We start from the raw sequence: 16,821 nt of genomic DNA on the forward strand, positions 1-16,821 counted from the left end.
GAACGGGCGCCGCTGATCTCGTCCGCCGCTCTCCGGGAGTCCGGCCCGGGGAGCGGGCGGGCGCCGCCCGGACGGACGCGCCCGAGGGGACGTGCCGGGCCGGGTGTGCCTGGATGGAAGGCATGACCGTCATCACCGATCCCGGGCTCGCCCCGTTCGTCCGCCAGGGCGCGGTCCTGCTCACCACGTTCCGGCGGGACGGTACGGGGGTGGGCACGCCGGTGACCCTCGCCGTGGACGGGGACCGCGCCTACTTCCGTACGTTCGGCAAGGCGGGCAAGGTCAAGCGGATCAGGAACCGTCCCGAGGTGGAACTGTGCTGTTCCACCTGGCGCGGGCGCCCCACCGGCCCCGCCCGCCGGGCGCGGGCCCGGCTGATCGCGCCGGACTCGCCCGAGTACCGGCGCGCCGCCCGCTGCCTGGCGCGCAAGTACCCCCTCCAGCACGGTGTGCTCGCGCCGCTGGTGCACCGGCTGAGGAACGACGTCTCGTTCCACTACGCGCTCCACCTGCTGGAACCGGCCGGCGAGGGCTGACCGCCGGGCCCGCGCGGGGCGTGTCCAGGGTCACGTACCGGCCGGTAGTGGCCGTCGTCCATCATGGCCGGATGAGGATCATGTGCGTCGGCGACTCCATCACCATCGGCACCGCCGGCGACTTCACCTGGCGCTACCGCGTCTGGCGGCACCTCGAAGCGACCCATCCGGCCCCCTGCCGCTTCGTCGGCCCGCGCGACACCCTCTACGACCCGGCCGCGGACGCGCCGTCCTCCCACGCGTACGCCGATCCCGCCTTCCCCGCGGCGGCCCGCCGCCATCTCGCCGGCTGGGGCGAGGGCTGGCTGCACATGGCGCCGCTGATCGGCGACGCGGTGCGGGAGCACACGCCCGAGGTGCTGCTGGTCGCGCTCGGCCTGATCGACCTCGGCTTCTACACCGACGCCGACCAGACCGCCGAGAACGTCCGCCTGTTCCTCACGCGGGCCCGCGCCGCCTCCCCGGGCATCCGGGCCGTACTGCTGCCGGTCGTCCCCAACGTCCGGGCCGCGCAGGACGCCGCGTTCGCCGGGCAGTGCGCCCGCTTCAACGCCCTGCTGGCCGAGACCGTCGCCGACCTGTCGACGCCCGCGTCACCGCTGCTGCTCACCGGGCAGCCCGCGGACTGGGACCTCGACCGCGACACCCGCGACGGCACCCATCTCTCCCCGGAGGGCGAACACCGCGTCGCCGCCGTCTTCGCGGACGCCCTGCACCGCGCGTGGGGCATCGGCGCCCCCTACCCGGCGCCCGTCACCGCGACGCCCGTCACCGCGGGCGCCGTCTGACGCGCCGGGGGCGGCATCCCGCCGGGGCACGCGCCGGAGCAGGCGGTGTGACGTCAGTGCGTACGAGGCCGTCGCCCGTCGGAACGAGCGACGGCCCTGAGTGCTGCATGATCACCAGGCGAAGGCTTCCGGGGAAGGGCCGGGGCCAGGGAAGATCTCGTCCAGAGCTGTGAGCAGTTCCCCGCTCAGCTCCAGGTCAAGGGCACGCAGTGCCGAGTCCAGCTGCTCCTGCGTGCGTGGGCCGACGATCGGGCCGGTCACACCGGGGCGGGTGAGCAGCCAGGCCAGGGCCGCCTCGCCCGGCTCCAGGCCGTGCTTGTCGAGCAGGTTCTCGTACGCCTGGATCTGCTCGCGGGCCTGTGGGTTCTTGAGGGTGTCCGCGGCGCGGCCGCTTGTCCGGCGACCCGACGTCTCCTCCTTCTTGAGCACGCCGCCGAGCAGTCCGCCGTGCAGTGGCGACCAGGGGATGACGCCGAGGCCGTACTCCTGCGCGGCCGGGATCACCTCCATCTCGGCGCGGCGCTCGGCCAGGTTGTACAGGCACTGCTCGCTGACCAGACCGACGCGGCCGTGCCGCTTCGCGCTCTCGTTGGCCTGCGCGATCTTGTAGCCGGGGAAGTTGGACGACCCCGCGTACAGGATCTTGCCTTCCTTGATCAGTACGTCGATGGCCTGCCAGATCTCCTCGAACGGCGTCTGCCGGTCGATGTGGTGGAACTGGTAGACGTCGATGTGGTCCGTCCGCAGCCGCTTCAGCGAGGCTTCCACCGCGCGCTTGATGTTGAGCGCGGAGAGCTTGTCGTGGTTGGGCCACGGCTCGCCGTCGCCCGCCATGTTCCCGTACACCTTGGTGGCGAGGACGGTCCGGTCGCGGCGGTCACCGCCCTGGGCGAACCAGTTACCGATGATCTCCTCGGTGCGGCCCTTGTTCTCGCCCCACCCATACACATTCGCGGTGTCCACGAAGTTCAGACCTGCGTCGAGGGCGGCATCCATGATGCCGTGACTGGTCGATTCGTCGGTCTGCGGACCGAAGTTCATCGTGCCGAGGACAAGCCGGCTGACCTTGAGTCCGGTACGTCCGAGCTGTGTGTACTTCATGAGTCACCAGCCAACTGCTTCGAGCCCGCTCCAGGCAAGAGCGCCATGCTTCGCTGCCAGGAGTCGCCTCCGGTGGGCCGGTGGAGGACGCGTCCCTCACCAAGGACGACGTCTTCTCCCGCACCTACGCCCTGCTCCACTGCCAGGAGTACCGCGAGCGCTTCGCCGGCGACCTGACGAAGCCCCTCCCCCACAGCGAGGAGGGACGCCTTCTCGGGGTTCGGTGGTTCAGCGCACGGCCGCCGCCACGATCACGACGATGAGCAGCACGGCGAGCAGTCCGGACATGATCCGGTTCCGGGTCTTGGGGTCCACCCATTGAGCGTAACCGGGCCGGGGGTCGGAGCCCGCGCCGACCCGGCGCCGCCGCCCGGCCTCAGCGTCCCAGCCGCCAGGAGGCGATCGTCTCGTAGCGGGGCCGGTCGCCGGGGACGCCGGGGGCGGGCGGGCGGCTGCGGACGAGGGCGAGGGCGCCGGCCGTCCAGTCCGTGCCGGTGAAGCCGGTGAGGGCGGCGGCGAACGGGGCGAGGTCCATGTGGCCGGTGCGTTTCCTGGCGAGGGTGAGGTGCGGGGCGTAGGGGCGGTGCGGCCCCATGGGCACGCCCGCGCGGCGGCCCGCCGCCACCGCCGCGTCGGCCAGCGACCCCATCGCGTCCAGGTCCCCCTCGGCGCCCGCCCACAGCACCCGGTCGGAGAACCGTCCGCCGCCCGCGATCCGCAGGGCGTACGGGGCGCGGCGGTGCGCCGCCCGCCCGAGCCGTTCGCTCAGGTCGGGCAGGACGGCGTCGGCGACCTCGCCGTAGAAGGCGAGGGTGAAGTGCCACCCCTCGGGCCCGGTCCAGCGCAGTCCCCCGGCCCCCGGGAGGGCCCTCAGCCGGGCGACGCGGTCGGCCAGTTCCCCGAGGGCGGGCTCGGGCGGCAGTACGGCGGCGAACAGCCTCATGGCCTCAGTGTCGCCCGGCGCGCGGGGCGCGTCAGTGCGGCAGCGGGATCTCGTAGTGGACGGTGGCGAAGCCCGGCCCGTGTTCGCCGGTGAGGCGGGCGTCGCAGATCTGCTTGGCGACGCTGTCCCAGAACGGGCGGGCGCCGCGGATGTCGACGTTGGTGTGCAGGTAGACCGCCCGGTAGCCCTCGGTGGACGCGGCGAAGTCGCAGGCCATGGCGACCATGGCGCGGGCGAGTCCGTGCCGGCGGTGCGCCTCGCGGACATAGACGCGGACGAGCTGGGCGGTCTCGCCGGAGGGGTAGCGTTCGGCGATCCAGCGGGGGTGCGGCGGGTGCTGGGGGCCGCGCGCGTGGAGGGCGGTGGTGCCCACGACCTCGTCGTGCTCGGAGAGCGCGACGACGAGCAGGTGCCGGGGGTTGTCGAGGTACTCCCCCTTCAGGTCGACGACGTCGTGGTGCCAGGCGGGCACATAGCCGTAGGAGAACTCGCGGTAGAAGGTGTCCAGCATGACCTGGCGCGCGCCGTCGCAGTCCTGGGGGCGGGCGGGGCGGACGGTGTAGGCGCCGAGGTGCCGGGGCGCGGGGCGTCGATCGGGCATGGCGGTTCCTGGGTGTGCTGAGGCGTCACGGAGCAGGTGCCACGCTATACGTTATTGACAACGGTTTCCATTTTCGTCACGCGGACGGGTGTGTACCCCTACGGCACACCGCCCCGGCGGGACGCGTACGGGCGTCCGCCGGGGCGGTGCGGGAGGCGGGTCTCAGGCCGCGGCGGGCAGCCGCTCCTCCGAGCGGGACGAGGAGCGCGGGACGAACGCGACATGCCGGTGGCCGCGTCTGAGGTCTATGTGGAGCCGCAGACCGCCCGCCCGCGCCAGGACCAGGCCGATGGTCACCGCGGCGGCCGCGGAGACCACCCCGCCGGTGAGGAAGCCGATCCGGGCGCCGAAGGTGTCGGTGACCCAGCCGACGATCGGCGCGCCCACCGGCGTACCGCCCATGAAGACCATCATGAACAGGCTCATCACCCGTCCGCGCATCGCCGGATCGGTGGCCATCTGGACGCTGGAGTTCGCCGTGACGTTGACCGTCATGCCGAGCATGCCGATCGGCACCAGCAGCGCGGCGAACAGCCAGAACGCGGGCGACAGCGCCGCCGCGACCTCCAGTACGCCGAACGCCGTCGCCGCGCCGACCAGCAGCCGCAGCCGGGAGGACGAGCGGCGGGCCGCGAGCAGCGCGCCGGCCAGCGAACCGACGGCCATCAGGGTGTTGAGCATCGCGTAGGTGCCGGCGCCCTGGTGGTAGACGTCGCCCACGAAGGCGGTCAGCCAGATCGGGAAGTTGAACCCGAACGTGCCGATGAAGCCCACCAGCACGATCGTCCAGATCAGGTCGGGCCGCCCGGTGACATAGCGCAGCCCCTCGCGCAGCTGGCCCTTGCTGCGCGGCACCCGGTCGACCTTGTGCAGTTCGGCGGTCCGCATCATCAGCAGGCCGACGACCGGGGCGACGAACGACAGGCCGTTGAGCAGGAACGCCCAGCCGCTGCCGAAGGCGGTGATCAGCGCGCCGGCGACGGCGGGGCCGATCAGCCGGGCGGACTGGAAGTTCGCCGAGTTCAGGCTGACGGCGTTGCGCAGGTCGTCCGGGCCGACCATCTCGACGACGAACGCCTGGCGGGAGGGGTTGTCGAGGACGGTGACCAGCCCGAGGACGAAGGCCACCAGGTAGACGTGCCAGACCTGGACGTGCCCGGAGAGGGTGAGGACGGCGAGGGCCAGACCGGTCAGGCCCATCGCGGACTGGGTGATCAGCAGCAGTCTGCGCTTGGGGAAGCGGTCGGCGATGACGCCGCCGTAGAGCCCCAGGAGCAGCATCGGCAGGAACTGGAGCGCGGTGGTGATGCCGACCGCGGTGGACGAGCCGGTGAGCGAGAGCACCAGCCAGTCCTGGGCGATCCGCTGCATCCAGGTACCGGTGTTGGAGACCACCTGGCCGATGGCGAAGAGGCGGTAGTTGCGGACCCGGAGCGAGCGGAACATGCTGCCGCGCTCGTCGGCGGGTACGTCCGGGGCGGGGCCGCGCCCACCGGGGGCGGCGGCCTTCTCACCCGGGACGGTGTCGTAGGGGGGTTTCGGTGCGGGGGCGGAGTCTGCTCCGGGTCCCGTACTCAAAGTGGGTTCGCCTCCTTGGCCTGCGCTTTACAGCTGTGCGAGTTTCTCCAGTACGGGCGCGGCGTCGCGCACCTTCGCCCATTCGTCCTCGTCCAGTCCGGAGGCCAGTTCGGCGAGCCAGGCGTTCCGCCTGCGGCGGCTCTCCTCCAGCATCGCCTCGGCCTGCTCGGTCTGGGTGACGACCTTCTGGCGGCGGTCGTCGGGGTGCGGTTCCAGCCTGACAAGCCCCTTGGCCTCCAGCATCGCGACGATGCGGGTCATCGACGGCGGCTGGACGTGTTCCTTGCGGGCCAGCTCGCCGGGGGTGGCGCTGCCGCAGCGCGCCAGGGTGCCGAGGACGGACATCTCGGTCGGGCTCAGCGATTCGTCGACCCGCTGGTGCTTGAGGCGGCGGGACAGGCGCATCACGGCGGACCGCAGCGCGTTCACGGCGGCGGCATCCTCGACGCCAGGGGGGAGTTCCGGCATGTTCGTTAGCATAACTCATTACCTTTTCTAAAGAAAGCGGCCGGGTTCCCGGTTGCTCCAGGGCACGCTTCGGATCACCCGTACGAGTGAGGACGCGGTGGAAAGTGACACGCCTGACCGCGGTCTGCGGGGACCGTTGTCCGTATGGGATCGAGTGTGCTCAGCCTGCGGGTCGACGGTGAGCTGCTGGAGCGCTTGCGGCAGCATGCCGCAAAACGCGGGATGAGCGTCCAGGACTACGTCGTCAGGACGCTCGTGCGCGAGGACTTCGACGAACGCTTCCAGACCTCGGTCGACGAGGCGGAACGGCTCGGCGGCTGGGGCAGCGCCCCGGACCCGGCGAAGCCGCGGCGGCCGTAGGGGCGGGGCGGCGCCAGGGCAGCCGCGGCGCGCGGTCAGTGTCCGCGGGCGTGCCGGGTTCCGGCGCGGACGGGTGGGGGCGCGGCGGCCCGACGGGCGCTCGTACCCGTTCCCGGAGATGAGACGTCCGGCCTGGCCGGGCGGGGCCCGGGGGCCGCCGTGCGGGGGCGCGGGCGGGGGCGCACTCTGGTAGCAGCGGTTCGGAGGTGATCGCCATGGAGCAGACCGCTGTCGGATGGCATGTCGAGCTGGAATTCAAGGAGGACCCCCGTCACACCCGCGCCGCCGCCCTCGTACGACTCCCTGACGGGAGCGAGGTGCGGTCCCACGGCGAAGCGAGTCGCCACCCCGTCGACGCGAATCAGCCGCGGGTGGGCGAGGAGGTCGCCGGCGCGAGAGCGCTCAAGGACCTGGCGTCGCAGTTGCTGACCAAGGCCCACGGGGAGATCGACGCGGCGTCCGGGCGGACGTCGCACCCGCTGGCCTGACCGGCCGGGCGGCGGGCCCGTGTCACGGCCCGCCGCCGGGGCGGGTCACTTGACGCCCAGTACCTGCTCGATCGGGTTCAGCAGGAAGTAGACGAGGAAGCAGAGCCCGACGACGTTCAGGAGCCAGGGGATCTCCTTGAAGCGGCCGGTGGCGCTGCGCAGCAGGATGAAGGCGAGCACGCCGATGCCGATGCCGTTGGTGATGCTGTACGTGAACGGCATGGAGATGATCGTCAGGAACGCGGGGATGCCGACGGTGAAGTCGCCCCAGTCGATGTCCCGGACGTTCGACGCCATGATCAGGAAGCCGACGACCACCAGGGCGGGCGTCGCCGCCTGCGCGGGCACCACCGTCGCGAGGGGGGTGAAGACCAGCGCGAGCAGGAAGAGTCCGCCGGTGACCAGGTTCGCCACGCCCGTCCGGGCGCCCTCGCCGACGCCCGCTGTGGACTCGACGAAGCAGGTGTTGGCGGAGGCGGAGCCGACGCCGCCGGCCGCGACCGCGATGCCGTCGACCATCAGGATGCGGCCCATGCCCGGCAGGTTGCCGTTCTCGTCGGTCAGGCCGGCCTCCTCGCCGACGCCGATGATGGTGCCCATCGCGTCGAAGAAGCCGGAGAGCAGCACGGTGAAGACGAAGAGGCAGCCGGTGAGGACGCCGACCTCCTTGAAGCCGCCGAAGAGGCTGATCTGACCGATGAGGCCGAAGTCGGGGGCGCCGACAATCTTCTCGGGGACGTTGGGGACGGACAGGCCCCAGGCGGCGTCGGGGATGTGCGCGACGCTGTTGATGATGATCGCGACGACGGCCATGGTGACCATGCCGATGAGGATGGCGCCCTTGGCCCGGCGCACCAGCAGCACGAACATCAGCACCAGGCCGAGCACGAAGACCAGCACCGGCCAGCCCTGGAGCTGACCGCCCTGGCCGAGGCCGAGCGGCACGGTGGTGTGCGCGGCGTCCGGGTTGCGGGAGACGAAGCCGGCGTCGACGAGGCCGATCAGCGAGATGAACATGCCGATGCCGATCGCGATGGCCCGGCGCAGTCCGTTGGGGATGGCGTCCATCACCCGTTGCCGCAGGCCCGAGGCGACCAGGACCATCAGCACCAGACCGGCGAGCACGACCATGCCCATCGCGTCGGGCCAGGTCATCTTGGGGGCGAGCTGGAGGGAGACCACGGCGTTGATGCCGAGGCCGGCGGCGATGGCGATGGGGACGTTGCCGATGACGCCCATGAGGACGGTGCTGAGTCCCGCCATCAGGGCGGTGGCGGTGACCAGCTGGGCGTTGTCCAGCTGATGGCCGAACTTGTCCTGTCCGGAACCGAGGATGATCGGGTTCAGCACGATGATGTAGGCCATCGCGAAGAACGTCGCGAGTCCGCCGCGGAACTCGCGGCCGAGCGTCGACCCCCGCTCGGAGATCTTGAAGAAGCGGTCGAACCCGTTCTTGGGTTCGTGACCTGGGCTCTTGAGAGCACTGTCGACCGGATTGGTGGCCGAGGAGGACATGCGGGGACCTCAGTCGAACGGGCCTCGGAAAGGCGCGGTGGCCCAGAGGGCACGGAACAGGAACATACTTTCCGGATCAGATTGGACGATTGAACAATACAAACCAGTCAGAACCAGAAAGGTTCAGTATGAATAAACAAGTCGTTGATCGCTATCTCCGCGCGTAGATCCCGCTCCCCGCCCGGCCCGTCCCGCACCCGGCCGCCGCCCGCGGCCCGGCCCGAGGCCCCCCGTAAGCTGGTCGCCATGTGGAAGAAGTCCGAACTGCGCGAGGCCCCGGCGCCCCTGGAGGGCCCCGTCGTGGGCACGATCACCGGCGGCACCGTCATCTGGTTCGTCCTCTTCCTCGTCCAGCTTCCCTTCTACCGCTGGTTCGACGACCGCGACCAGACCTGGTGGCTGTGGACCTGCCTGGCCGGCGGCGGACTCGGGCTCCTCGGCATCTGGTACGTCCGCAGGCGCGACGCCGCGATCAAGCGGGCCGCCGCCGCCCGCGCCGCCGACGGAGCCTGACGCGCCGCCCGAGCGGTGCCCCGCCGCCCGCGCCCGTACCGTCGAATCCATGACACAGCGGGCGAGAACCAGCGAAGACGCACCCGGCCCGGACCGGCGGCCCCCCACCGCGTACCCGGGCCTGACCTCGGCCGAGGTCGCCGAGCGGGTCGCCAGGGGCGAGGTCAACGACGTCCCGGCGCGGTCCTCGCGGTCGGCGGCCGACATCGTCCGCGCCAATGTCTTCACCCGCTTCAACGCCATCATCGGCGTCCTGTTCGTGATCATCCTGATCGTGGGGCCGATCCAGGACGGCCTGTTCGGCTTCGTCATCGTCGCCAACACCGGCATCGGCATCCTCCAGGAGCTGCGCGCCAAGCGGACCCTGGACCGGCTCGCGGTCATCGGCGAGGCCCGGCCGACCGTCCGGCGCGACGGGCGCTCCCACGCCGTCGCCACCTCCGAGGTCGTCCTCGGCGACCTGCTGGAGCTGGGGCAGGGCGACAAGGTCATCGTCGACGGCGAGGTGCGCGAGGCCGACGGCCTGGAGATCGACGAGTCGCTGCTGACCGGCGAGGCGGACCCGGTGCTCAAGAAGCCCGGCGACCCGGTGCTGTCCGGCAGCTTCGTGGTCGCCGGGACCGGTGCGTTCACCGCGACCAAGGTGGGGCGTGAGGCGTACGCGGCACAGCTCGCCGAGGAGGCCAGCCGCTTCACCCTCGTCCACTCCGAGCTGCGCACCGGCATCAGCCAGATCCTCAAGTACGTGACCTGGATGATGATCCCCACCGCGCTCGGGCTGATCTTCAGTCATCTGTTCACGCTGCGGATGAGCGGGGACGACGCGGTGCGCCGGATGGTCGCCGGGATCGTGCCGATGGTGCCCGAGGGGCTGGTGCTGCTGACCTCCGTCGCCTTCGCGATCGGCGTCATCCGGCTCGGCCGTAAGCAGTGCCTGGTCCAGGAGCTGCCCGCCATCGAGGGCCTGGCCCGGGTCGACGTGGTGTGCCTGGACAAGACCGGCACCCTCACCGAGGGCGGGATGGACGTCAGCGCGCTGCGGACGCTGAACGGCCACGACGAGACGTACGTCCGCACGGTGCTCGGCGCCCTCGGCGGCGCCGACCCGCGCCCCAACGCCTCCCTCCAGGCGATCATCGACGCCTGTCCCGCCGCCGACGGATGGAGCTGCGCGACGACCCTGCCGTTCTCCTCCGCCCGCAAGTACAGCGGCGCCACCCTCAGCGCCCCCGACGGCACCCTCACCACCTGGCTGCTGGGCGCCCCCGACGTCCTGCTGCCGCCCGGTGACGCGGCCCTCGCCGAGACCGAGGAGCTGAACGCGCGGGGCCTGCGCGTCCTGCTGCTGGCCCGTACCGAGCACGCGCTGGACGACCCCCGGGTGACCGACGGCATCCGGCCCGCCGCGCTGGTCGCGCTGGCGCAGCGGCTGCGCCCGGACGCGGCCGAGACCCTGCGGTACTTCGCCGAGCAGGGCGTGAGTGCCAAGGTGATCTCCGGCGACAACGCGGTGTCGGTGGGCGCGGTGGCCTCGCAGCTCGCCCTGCCCGGCGCCGACGCCCCCGTCGACGCCCGCCGGCTGCCCGAGTCGGAGGAGGAGCGGGCGGCGGTGCTCGACAAGGGCACCGTCTTCGGCCGGGTCACCCCGCAGCAGAAGCGGGACATGGTCACCGCCCTCCAGTCCCGCGGCCACAACGTCGCGATGACCGGCGACGGCGTCAACGACGTCCTGGCGCTCAAGGACGCGGACATCGGCGTGGCGATGGGCGCCGGTTCCGAGGCCACCCGCGCGGTCGCCCAGATCGTGTTGCTGAACAACAGCTTCGCCACCCTGCCGTCGGTGGTCGCCGAGGGCCGCCGGGTGATCGGCAACATCACGCGGGTGGCGACCCTCTTCCTGACGAAGACGGTCTACTCGGTGCTGCTGGCGCTCCTGGTGGCCTGCTGCCAGATCCCCTACCCGTACCTGCCGCGGCATCTGACGCTGCTGTCGACGCTGACCATCGGTGTCCCGGCGTTCTTCCTGGCGCTGGCGCCCAACAAGGAGCGCGCCCGGCCGCACTTCGTGCGCCGGGTGATGCGCTACGCCGTCCCCTCGGGCCTGATCACCGGCCTCGCCGCGTTCCTCACGTACATGCTGGCGCGTATCCACTACACCGGGCCGGACGCGCTGCCCGCGCAGACCAGCGCGGCGACGCTGACGCTGTTCCTCACCGCGATGTGGGTGCTGGCGATCATCGCCCGTCCGTACACCTGGTGGCGGATCGGGCTGGTGCTGACGATGGGGCTGGGCTTCCTCGTCGTGCTGGTCACGCCCTGGTTGCAGCACTTCTTCCAGCTGCGGCTGGTGGGGACGACGATGCCGTGGGCGGCGGTCGGGGTGGCCGCGGTGGCGGCGGTGCTGCTGGAGGTCGTCTGGCGGTGGGTGCGGCGCACGATGCCCGCGTGACGTACGAGTAGAGGGCGGGCCGGGGGTACCGGCCCGCCCTCGTGTGCTCAGGCGGTCAGCAGGTCCGCGGGGTTGTCGTGGGTCAGCCGCGTCAGGACGGCCCGGTCGACGCCGAGGCCCGCCAGGATCTCCAGGAACACCGTGGGCGCGTACGCGAAGCCGTTGCCGCCGTGCTGTGTCCACATCTGCTTGAGGAACACATCGTGGCTGAGCAGCACCTGCCCGGCGAACCCGTCCTCGACGAGCCGGGCGACGGCGGCCGCGGTGACCGCCGGGTCCGGGGAGACGCCCTCCTTGGGGAAGGTGATGTCCATGCCGACCATGTCGAACTCCAGGCGCACCCCGCGCTCGGCGACCGACCGTTGGTAGCCGGGGTCCTCGGACGAGGGGTCCATATGGGCCAGGGACACCTTCTCCGGGCGGACGCCGATCTCGCCGCAGACGATGTCCAGCACCTCGTGCGCCCGCCGCTGCCAGCCCGGCAGATGGATGTTGAGGGCCACCGCCGGGTGGTCGAGCTGGGCGAGGGCGGCGGCGCGCAGCGAGGCCCGTTCGGCGTCGGTGAAGTCCGGGGAGACACCGATCTCGCCGATCATCCCGGGCCGGATGCCGGTGTCGCCGACGCCGTGCGCCAGCTCGTCGGAGAGGGCGCGGGCCTGCTCGGCGACGGTGCGGGCAGTGATCCGTTCGCCCTCGAACTTCTCCAGGTACGCGCCGGAGCCCATGACGATGTTCAGCCCGGTCCGTTCGGCGAGCGCGCGCAGCCGCAGCGGGTCGCGCCCGATGGCGGCGCTGGACGTGGCGTCCACGACGGTCCGCCCGCCGAGGGCGGCGAACGCCTCGATCTCGGCGGCCACCGCCTCCACCGGCTTCGCCGCGATGTTGTCGGCGCAGCAGTACGGGTCCTGGCGCAGCGCCCAGGCGATGGAGGCGCTGACGGGGGCGTCGGTGATCGCCTCGGAGAAGCGGTAGGAGGGCGGGTCGAGGACGCCGGAGAGGTCGTTGAACAGGTGCTCGTGCGGGAGGATCAGCCCCAGTTCCTCCCGGGCGACGGGGCCGAGGACGGTCTGGACGGCCGGGGTCATGACGCGCTCCCCTCCGCCACGGCCGGGACGGGTGCCGCCGCCGTGCGGGAGGGCAGCATGCCGATCCCGGCGGCGACCAGCGCCACCAGGGTGCCGATCAGGGTCGCCGCGTGGACGGGGTGGCCCAGGGACGGGATCGCCCAGTCCAGCATCAGCGAGCCGAGCAGCTGGCCGGCGGTGGAGGCCAGGCCGAGCAGCAGCAGGCCGAGGCCGCGGACCAGCAGCGCCATCAGGGCGATGGAGAGCAGGCCGAGCGGGCCGCCGAGGTACATCCACCAGTCGCCGGGCAGGGTGAAGTCGACGCCGCCGGTCGCCGCGCGGACCCCGTAGGCGATCAGCAGGGCGGTGAAACCGACGAGGAAGTTCCAGCCGATGGAGACCAGCATGGAGTCGGCGGAGCGGGCCACCGCCGCGTTGCCGGCGGGCTGCCAGCCGGCCAGCAGACCGCCGACGAACGGCATCACGGCCAGCGCGATCATGTGCGGGACCTGGAAGTTCGGCGAGATCACCACGACGGTGGCGACGATCGCCAGGACGGCGCCGCCGGTGCGCGGCAGGGTCAGCGGCTGCTTGACGTCGGAGGTGACGCCGAACCGGTCGCAGACGATGCCGGAGACGATCAGACCGCAGATCAGCGAGATCTGGAAGGTCGCGACGCCCAGCGCCCCGACGGTCACGCCCTCGGAGAGGACGATCACGGCGCCGCAGAGGCCGGCGAGGTAGTTCCACCACGGGAGGGTCCCGGCGCGGATCTGCCCGGGTATCGCGAGCGCGGACCGGCGGGTGGCCGGACGGGCGAGGACGACGACCGCCATCAGGACCAGGCCGGTGCCGAAGGAGACCAGGGCGGCGGCGTGGCCGTCGCCGATCTCCTGGCCGAGCTGTCCGTTGACGGCGGACTGCATCGGGCCGAGGGTGCCGGCCAGCACGGTGGCCAGGACCAGCAGGGCGGTGGCGGTGCCGCGGGCCGCGGCGCCCGCTCCGTCGGGGCGGGGGGTTCTTCCGGGATCTGCGGGGCGACGGGCTCCGGGGTCCGCCGCGGGGCTGCTCTTCACTGTCCGACCGTGCCTTTCATCGTCCTTGATGCGGCTCATCACTGCGGTGGAACCGGATGTTCCGCCGGGGCGCGGGTCAGCGCCCTCAGTCTCGCCCTACCGGGCGGGGGTGTCTGCGAGCCAGGTCACCGCCTGGTCGAAGAGCTTCTGGTAGCCGTCCCAGTCGAGGAACTCGCGCGGCGCCCAGTGCGGGGAGATGTCCGAGGCGAAGGCGAGCGTGCGGCCGGCGCCGACGGTGCGGACGGCGAGCAGGGGGCGGTCCTCGATGGTGGCGAGGACGGTGGCGTCGTCCTTGGCGGTCATCCGCTGGTAACCGAGCAGAATCGGCCACTGTGCGTCCAGGCCCGCGGTGACGGGGTGCCGCGCGTCGGTCAGTTCGCCGCTGATGCCCTCGGGGGTCTCCTCGCGGTCGTCGTACGGGAGGATCGAGACGGGCAGGACGTCCTCGACGGCGGTGCCGTGGTAGTTGGCCTTGGCCTGGAAGCCCTGGAAGCTGAGGTAGCCGCCCGCCATCGCCAGACCACCACCGTTGCGCACCCATTGCGCAAGAACCTTGAGGCGGTTGGGGAACCGCCGGCCCTCGTTGAAGACGGCCGGGGGCAGCAGCAGGGTGTTGGCGCCGACGTCGGAGAGGAGCACCACGTCGTAGGCGGCGAGCTTCTCCTCCGTCTCGGGGAAGTCGGTGGCCACGGCGTGCGACGGCAGGTGCGTGACCTCGTGTCCGGCGGCGGTCAGCACCTCCACGAGCCGTGCGCAGCCGATCTCCAGGCGCGTGTGCGGGAAGGCGTCGAAGCCCTTGTGGTCGGTGACGGCGTTGATCCAGGACTCCCCGGCGATCAGCACGCGGGCCATGGGTACCTCCTCAGACGACTTTGCGCAACATTGCGCAACTTGTGCGAGGCAGGCTTCCACGAGCCCCGGAAGCTGTCAATACCCCCACGGGATTCCGGTTTTCGCCCATGCCCCGCGCCGCCCCCGGCCACGGCGGTATGCTCGGCACCGACCGCCGCGACATGCGGGAACTCTCGGCCCCACCCGATGCGGGACCGTCGTCGGAAGGAGCCGCGGATGACGTTGACCCGCGTTGCGCAACACGCGGGCGTGTCCGTGTCCACCGTCTCGCGCTACCTGCGCGGCCAGCTCAATGTGCAGCCCGTGACGGCCGCCCGGATCGACGCGGCCGTCAGCGAACTCGGCTACCGCCCGCCCGCGCCCCAGCCCGCGCGCCCCGCCACCGGCAACGGCCTGGTCTCCCTGGTCCTCCCGGACCTCGTCAACCCGTTCTTCGCCCAGCTCGCCGACGCCTTCTCGGCCGCCGCCGCGGCCCGCGACATCCCCCTGCTGCTCGGCGTCAGCGGCCGCCACGCCGAACGCGCCACCCGCCTCAACCGCCTGCTGTCCGCCGCCCGCTCCGTCGAAGGACTCATCTACGTCGGCATGCGGCGCACCAACGAGGACGTCGACCGCGCCATCGACGAGGGCCTGCCCGTCGTCATCATCGACGAGGAACTCGACCTGGCCGACGGCCGCGAGGTCGACACCATCACCGTCGACAACTACGGCGGCGCCTACCAGGCCACCTCCTACCTCCTCCAGCTCGGTCACCGCGCCATCGCCCATGTCGCGGGCCCCCAGGAGCTGTCCACCACCCAGGAACGCAAGCGCGGCTACCTCGACGCGCTGCGCGACGCCGGTCTCGACCCGTCCGCCCAGCTCGTCCTGCACGGCCCCTACACCGAGCAGTTCGGCGCCAGCACCTTCCCGTACCTGCACCGCGCGGCCACCCCGCCCACCGCCGTCTTCGTCGGCAGCGACATCGCCGCCGTCGGCATGCTGGCCGCCGCCGAACTCCACGGCCTCGCCATCCCCGACGACCTCTCCGTCGTCGGCTGCGACGGCATCCGCGTCGGCCAGTGGCTGCGCCCCAAACTCACCACCCTCGAACAGCCCACCACCGAACTCGCCGCCGCCGCCCTCGACGCCGTCACCACCCGCATGTCCGGCCCCCGCCCCGCGGTCCGCAAGGTCCTTCCTCTCCAACTGGTCGTCCGCGGCTCGGCCTCGGCGCCCGCCGGCTGAGGACGCCGCGGTACGCCCACAGGCTGACGGTGGCGCGGGGGTGTACCCATCCAGGGTGACCCGGGAACCCGACCACGGGCCGACCGGAACCGTACGGTCCGTTCCTAGGCTGGTCAGTAGTCCTGAGGGCGCGTCACGCCCGCTCGGGGGAACCAGTCGCGAGGGATGATGACGACGTACAGGTACACCGTGGCCGAACTCCGCGGACAGTTGCGGCAGCTGATCCTCACCGGCCTGGCCGTCGCCGTGGGCGTGGCCTTCCTGATCGCCTCGGTCAGCGGCAGCGGCGCGCTGGTCGACTCCTACAGCCAGTCGGCCGCCGCCGAGGTCGGGCCCGGTGACCTCCAGGCTCTCCCGGCCACCGGCGGACACCGGGACCGGCCCCGGGCCCTGACCGAGGACACCGCGGCCCGGGCCCGTCAGGTGCCCGGCGTGGCGGCCGTGGCGCTGCGGCTGGCCGGCGAGGGCGGCGTGCTCACCCCGGCCGGGCGCCCGCTCGACGACACCCCGGTGGTCAGCTCGATCGCCGCCGACCCCGGTCTGCGCTGGCAGCTGCTCAAGGACGGCCGGTGGCCGGACGCCCCCGGTGAGGTGCTGCTCGACGCCGGCACCGCCGAGCGGATCGGCGCCCGGACCGGCGCCACCGTCCGGCTGACGCGGGCCGACGGGCGGACGGAGAACGCCACTCTCACCGGAACCCTGGACGGCCGGGGCGCGCCCGGTTTCGCGGGCCGTCCCGTCATCGGCGTCCCGGCCGACCGGATGGACCGGTACGCGACCCGGGTGAGCGGCACCCAGCTCGACATCCGGACCGGCGCGGGCGCCTCGTCCGCCCGGACCGCCGAGGCACTCCGGCACGCGCTCGGCGGACAGGCCGAGGTCCGTACCCGGGCCGCTTCGGTCGCGGAGGCGACCGAGCAGAGCTCCACCGTCTACGGGGTGGTACTGGTCGCCGCGCTGTCCTTCGTCCTCATCGCGCTCGCCGTCGCCAGGATGGTCGTCAGCAACACCTTCGCCGTCGTCCTGGCCCAGCGCACCCGACAGCTCGCCCTGCTCCGCTGCGTCGGGGCCGACCGCGCCCAGGTGAGGCGGCTGATCCGCCGCCAGGGCCTGCTGCTGGGCACCGGCGCCTCCGCCGTCGGCGTGCTCCTCGGCGTGGGGCTGTGCGCGGCGGGCGGCGCGCTGGCCGGCGCGGCGGACCTCGGGCCGGTGCACCTCTCGCTCACCCCGGCCCCGGTCACCTGCGTCCTGGCCGGACTGTT

General features: G+C 72.3%; 18 protein-coding genes. 9 read left to right on the forward strand and 9 right to left on the reverse strand.

All coding sequences use genetic code 11. The features are described from left to right. Window positions 1-536 (forward strand): PPOX class F420-dependent oxidoreductase (locus AC51EU_RS16150; protein ID WP_496267632.1); only part of this gene is annotated, 536 nt, incomplete at its 5' end. A 71-nt stretch (window positions 537-607) separates the two neighbouring features. After that, window positions 608-1,324 (forward strand): GDSL-type esterase/lipase family protein, encoded by a 717-nt coding sequence (locus tag AC51EU_RS16155; RefSeq protein WP_496267633.1) that lies wholly within the window; start codon window positions 608-610, stop codon window positions 1,322-1,324. A 111-nt stretch (window positions 1,325-1,435) separates the two neighbouring features. On the opposite strand, the gene AC51EU_RS16160 is transcribed toward AC51EU_RS16155, so the two are convergent. Beyond that, complete coding sequence (locus AC51EU_RS16160) at window positions 1,436-2,425, reverse strand: aldo/keto reductase (protein ID WP_496267634.1); 990 nt, start codon at window positions 2,423-2,425, stop codon at window positions 1,436-1,438. Between the two features lie 80 nt (window positions 2,426-2,505). Here AC51EU_RS16160 and AC51EU_RS16165 point away from each other — a divergent pair, with 80 nt between their 5' ends. Next, entirely contained in the window at window positions 2,506-2,688 is a 183-nt protein-coding gene (locus tag AC51EU_RS16165; RefSeq protein WP_496267635.1) for a type ISP restriction/modification enzyme, read from the forward strand. 113 nt (window positions 2,689-2,801) lie between these two features. Here AC51EU_RS16165 and thpR read toward each other — a convergent pair whose 3' ends face one another. The 4 genes from thpR to AC51EU_RS16185 all read right to left on the reverse strand — a co-directional run bounded on the left by thpR (window position 2,802) and on the right by AC51EU_RS16185 (window position 6,015). Next, on the reverse strand, window positions 2,802-3,368 hold the full coding sequence (thpR, locus tag AC51EU_RS16170) for an RNA 2',3'-cyclic phosphodiesterase (RefSeq protein ID WP_496267636.1): 567 nt from the start codon (window positions 3,366-3,368) through the stop codon (window positions 2,802-2,804). A 31-nt stretch (window positions 3,369-3,399) separates the two neighbouring features. Then, window positions 3,400-3,969 carry a GNAT family N-acetyltransferase gene (locus AC51EU_RS16175; RefSeq protein ID WP_496267637.1) on the reverse strand — a complete coding sequence of 190 codons (570 nt, stop codon included), beginning with the start codon at window positions 3,967-3,969 and terminating at the stop codon, window positions 3,400-3,402. A gap of 162 nt (window positions 3,970-4,131) precedes the next feature. Beyond that, complete coding sequence (locus AC51EU_RS16180) at window positions 4,132-5,547, reverse strand: MFS transporter (RefSeq protein WP_496267638.1); 1,416 nt, start codon at window positions 5,545-5,547, stop codon at window positions 4,132-4,134. Between the two features lie 27 nt (window positions 5,548-5,574). Beyond that, complete coding sequence (locus AC51EU_RS16185) at window positions 5,575-6,015, reverse strand: MarR family winged helix-turn-helix transcriptional regulator (RefSeq protein ID WP_496267639.1); 441 nt, start codon at window positions 6,013-6,015, stop codon at window positions 5,575-5,577. Window positions 6,016-6,159: 144 nt separating this feature from the next. Here AC51EU_RS16185 and AC51EU_RS16190 point away from each other — a divergent pair, with 144 nt between their 5' ends. Both AC51EU_RS16190 and AC51EU_RS16195 read left to right on the forward strand, forming a co-directional pair. Then, entirely contained in the window at window positions 6,160-6,375 is a 216-nt protein-coding gene (locus AC51EU_RS16190; RefSeq protein WP_496267640.1) for a hypothetical protein, read from the forward strand. Window positions 6,376-6,590: 215 nt separating this feature from the next. Next, window positions 6,591-6,863, forward strand: a complete 273-nt coding sequence (locus tag AC51EU_RS16195; RefSeq protein WP_496267641.1) for a DUF1876 domain-containing protein — start codon at window positions 6,591-6,593, stop codon at window positions 6,861-6,863. A gap of 45 nt (window positions 6,864-6,908) precedes the next feature. On the opposite strand, the gene AC51EU_RS16200 is transcribed toward AC51EU_RS16195, so the two are convergent. Then, window positions 6,909-8,378, reverse strand: a complete 1,470-nt coding sequence (locus tag AC51EU_RS16200) for an NCS2 family permease (protein ID WP_496267642.1) — start codon at window positions 8,376-8,378, stop codon at window positions 6,909-6,911. Between the two features lie 246 nt (window positions 8,379-8,624). On the opposite strand from AC51EU_RS16200, the gene AC51EU_RS16205 reads away from it, so the two are divergent. Continuing rightward, on the forward strand, window positions 8,625-8,891 hold the full coding sequence (locus tag AC51EU_RS16205; protein WP_496267643.1) for a DUF2530 domain-containing protein: 267 nt from the start codon (window positions 8,625-8,627) through the stop codon (window positions 8,889-8,891). A 49-nt stretch (window positions 8,892-8,940) separates the two neighbouring features. Continuing rightward, window positions 8,941-11,340, forward strand: a complete 2,400-nt coding sequence (locus AC51EU_RS16210) for an HAD-IC family P-type ATPase (RefSeq protein WP_496267644.1) — start codon at window positions 8,941-8,943, stop codon at window positions 11,338-11,340. Between the two features lie 47 nt (window positions 11,341-11,387). Here AC51EU_RS16210 and AC51EU_RS16215 read toward each other — a convergent pair whose 3' ends face one another. The 3 genes from AC51EU_RS16215 to AC51EU_RS16225 all read right to left on the reverse strand — a co-directional run bounded on the left by AC51EU_RS16215 (window position 11,388) and on the right by AC51EU_RS16225 (window position 14,332). Further along, window positions 11,388-12,425 carry a phosphotriesterase family protein gene (locus AC51EU_RS16215; protein WP_496267645.1) on the reverse strand — a complete coding sequence of 346 codons (1,038 nt, stop codon included), beginning with the start codon at window positions 12,423-12,425 and terminating at the stop codon, window positions 11,388-11,390. Continuing rightward, the gene (locus AC51EU_RS16220; protein WP_496267646.1) at window positions 12,422-13,480 is read right to left on the reverse strand and encodes a DMT family transporter; all 1,059 of its coding nucleotides are present in this window, start codon (window positions 13,478-13,480) and stop codon (window positions 12,422-12,424) included. Before AC51EU_RS16220 ends, AC51EU_RS16215 begins: the two co-directional genes overlap by 4 nt. 96 nt (window positions 13,481-13,576) lie before the next feature. Further along, on the reverse strand, window positions 13,577-14,332 hold the full coding sequence (locus tag AC51EU_RS16225; RefSeq protein WP_496267647.1) for a glutamine amidotransferase: 756 nt from the start codon (window positions 14,330-14,332) through the stop codon (window positions 13,577-13,579). Window positions 14,333-14,548: 216 nt separating this feature from the next. On the opposite strand from AC51EU_RS16225, the gene AC51EU_RS16230 reads away from it, so the two are divergent. Together AC51EU_RS16230 and AC51EU_RS16235 are read left to right on the forward strand one after the other, a co-directional pair. Next, window positions 14,549-15,559 carry a LacI family DNA-binding transcriptional regulator gene (locus AC51EU_RS16230; protein WP_496267648.1) on the forward strand — a complete coding sequence of 337 codons (1,011 nt, stop codon included), beginning with the start codon at window positions 14,549-14,551 and terminating at the stop codon, window positions 15,557-15,559. A 189-nt stretch (window positions 15,560-15,748) separates the two neighbouring features. Then, window positions 15,749-16,821 (forward strand): ABC transporter permease (locus AC51EU_RS16235; protein ID WP_496267649.1); only part of this gene is annotated, 1,073 nt, incomplete at its 3' end.

The sequence above is a fragment of the Candidatus Streptomyces philanthi genome, from assembly GCF_059553635.1.

Bases quoted from the DNA above. Each gene is read 5' to 3' on its own strand.
- AC51EU_RS16190 (WP_496267640.1), top strand. From the start codon at position 6,160: ATGGGATCGAGTGTGCTCAGCCTGCGGGTCGACGGTGAGCTGCTGGAG.
- AC51EU_RS16155 (WP_496267633.1), top strand. From the start codon at position 608: ATGAGGATCATGTGCGTCGGCGACTCCATCACCATCGGCACCGCCGGC.
- AC51EU_RS16210 (WP_496267644.1), top strand. From the start codon at position 8,941: ATGACACAGCGGGCGAGAACCAGCGAAGACGCACCCGGCCCGGACCGG.
- AC51EU_RS16160 (WP_496267634.1), bottom strand. From the start codon at position 2,425: ATGAAGTACACACAGCTCGGACGTACCGGACTCAAGGTCAGCCGGCTT.
- AC51EU_RS16185 (WP_496267639.1), bottom strand. From the start codon at position 6,015: ATGCCGGAACTCCCCCCTGGCGTCGAGGATGCCGCCGCCGTGAACGCG.
- AC51EU_RS16175 (WP_496267637.1), bottom strand. From the start codon at position 3,969: ATGCCCGATCGACGCCCCGCGCCCCGGCACCTCGGCGCCTACACCGTC.
- AC51EU_RS16215 (WP_496267645.1), bottom strand. From the start codon at position 12,425: ATGACCCCGGCCGTCCAGACCGTCCTCGGCCCCGTCGCCCGGGAGGAA.
- AC51EU_RS16230 (WP_496267648.1), top strand. From the start codon at position 14,549: ATGACGTTGACCCGCGTTGCGCAACACGCGGGCGTGTCCGTGTCCACC.
- AC51EU_RS16205 (WP_496267643.1), top strand. From the start codon at position 8,625: ATGTGGAAGAAGTCCGAACTGCGCGAGGCCCCGGCGCCCCTGGAGGGC.
- AC51EU_RS16200 (WP_496267642.1), bottom strand. From the start codon at position 8,378: ATGTCCTCCTCGGCCACCAATCCGGTCGACAGTGCTCTCAAGAGCCCA.
- thpR (WP_496267636.1), bottom strand. From the start codon at position 3,368: ATGAGGCTGTTCGCCGCCGTACTGCCGCCCGAGCCCGCCCTCGGGGAA.
- AC51EU_RS16195 (WP_496267641.1), top strand. From the start codon at position 6,591: ATGGAGCAGACCGCTGTCGGATGGCATGTCGAGCTGGAATTCAAGGAG.
- AC51EU_RS16225 (WP_496267647.1), bottom strand. From the start codon at position 14,332: ATGGCCCGCGTGCTGATCGCCGGGGAGTCCTGGATCAACGCCGTCACC.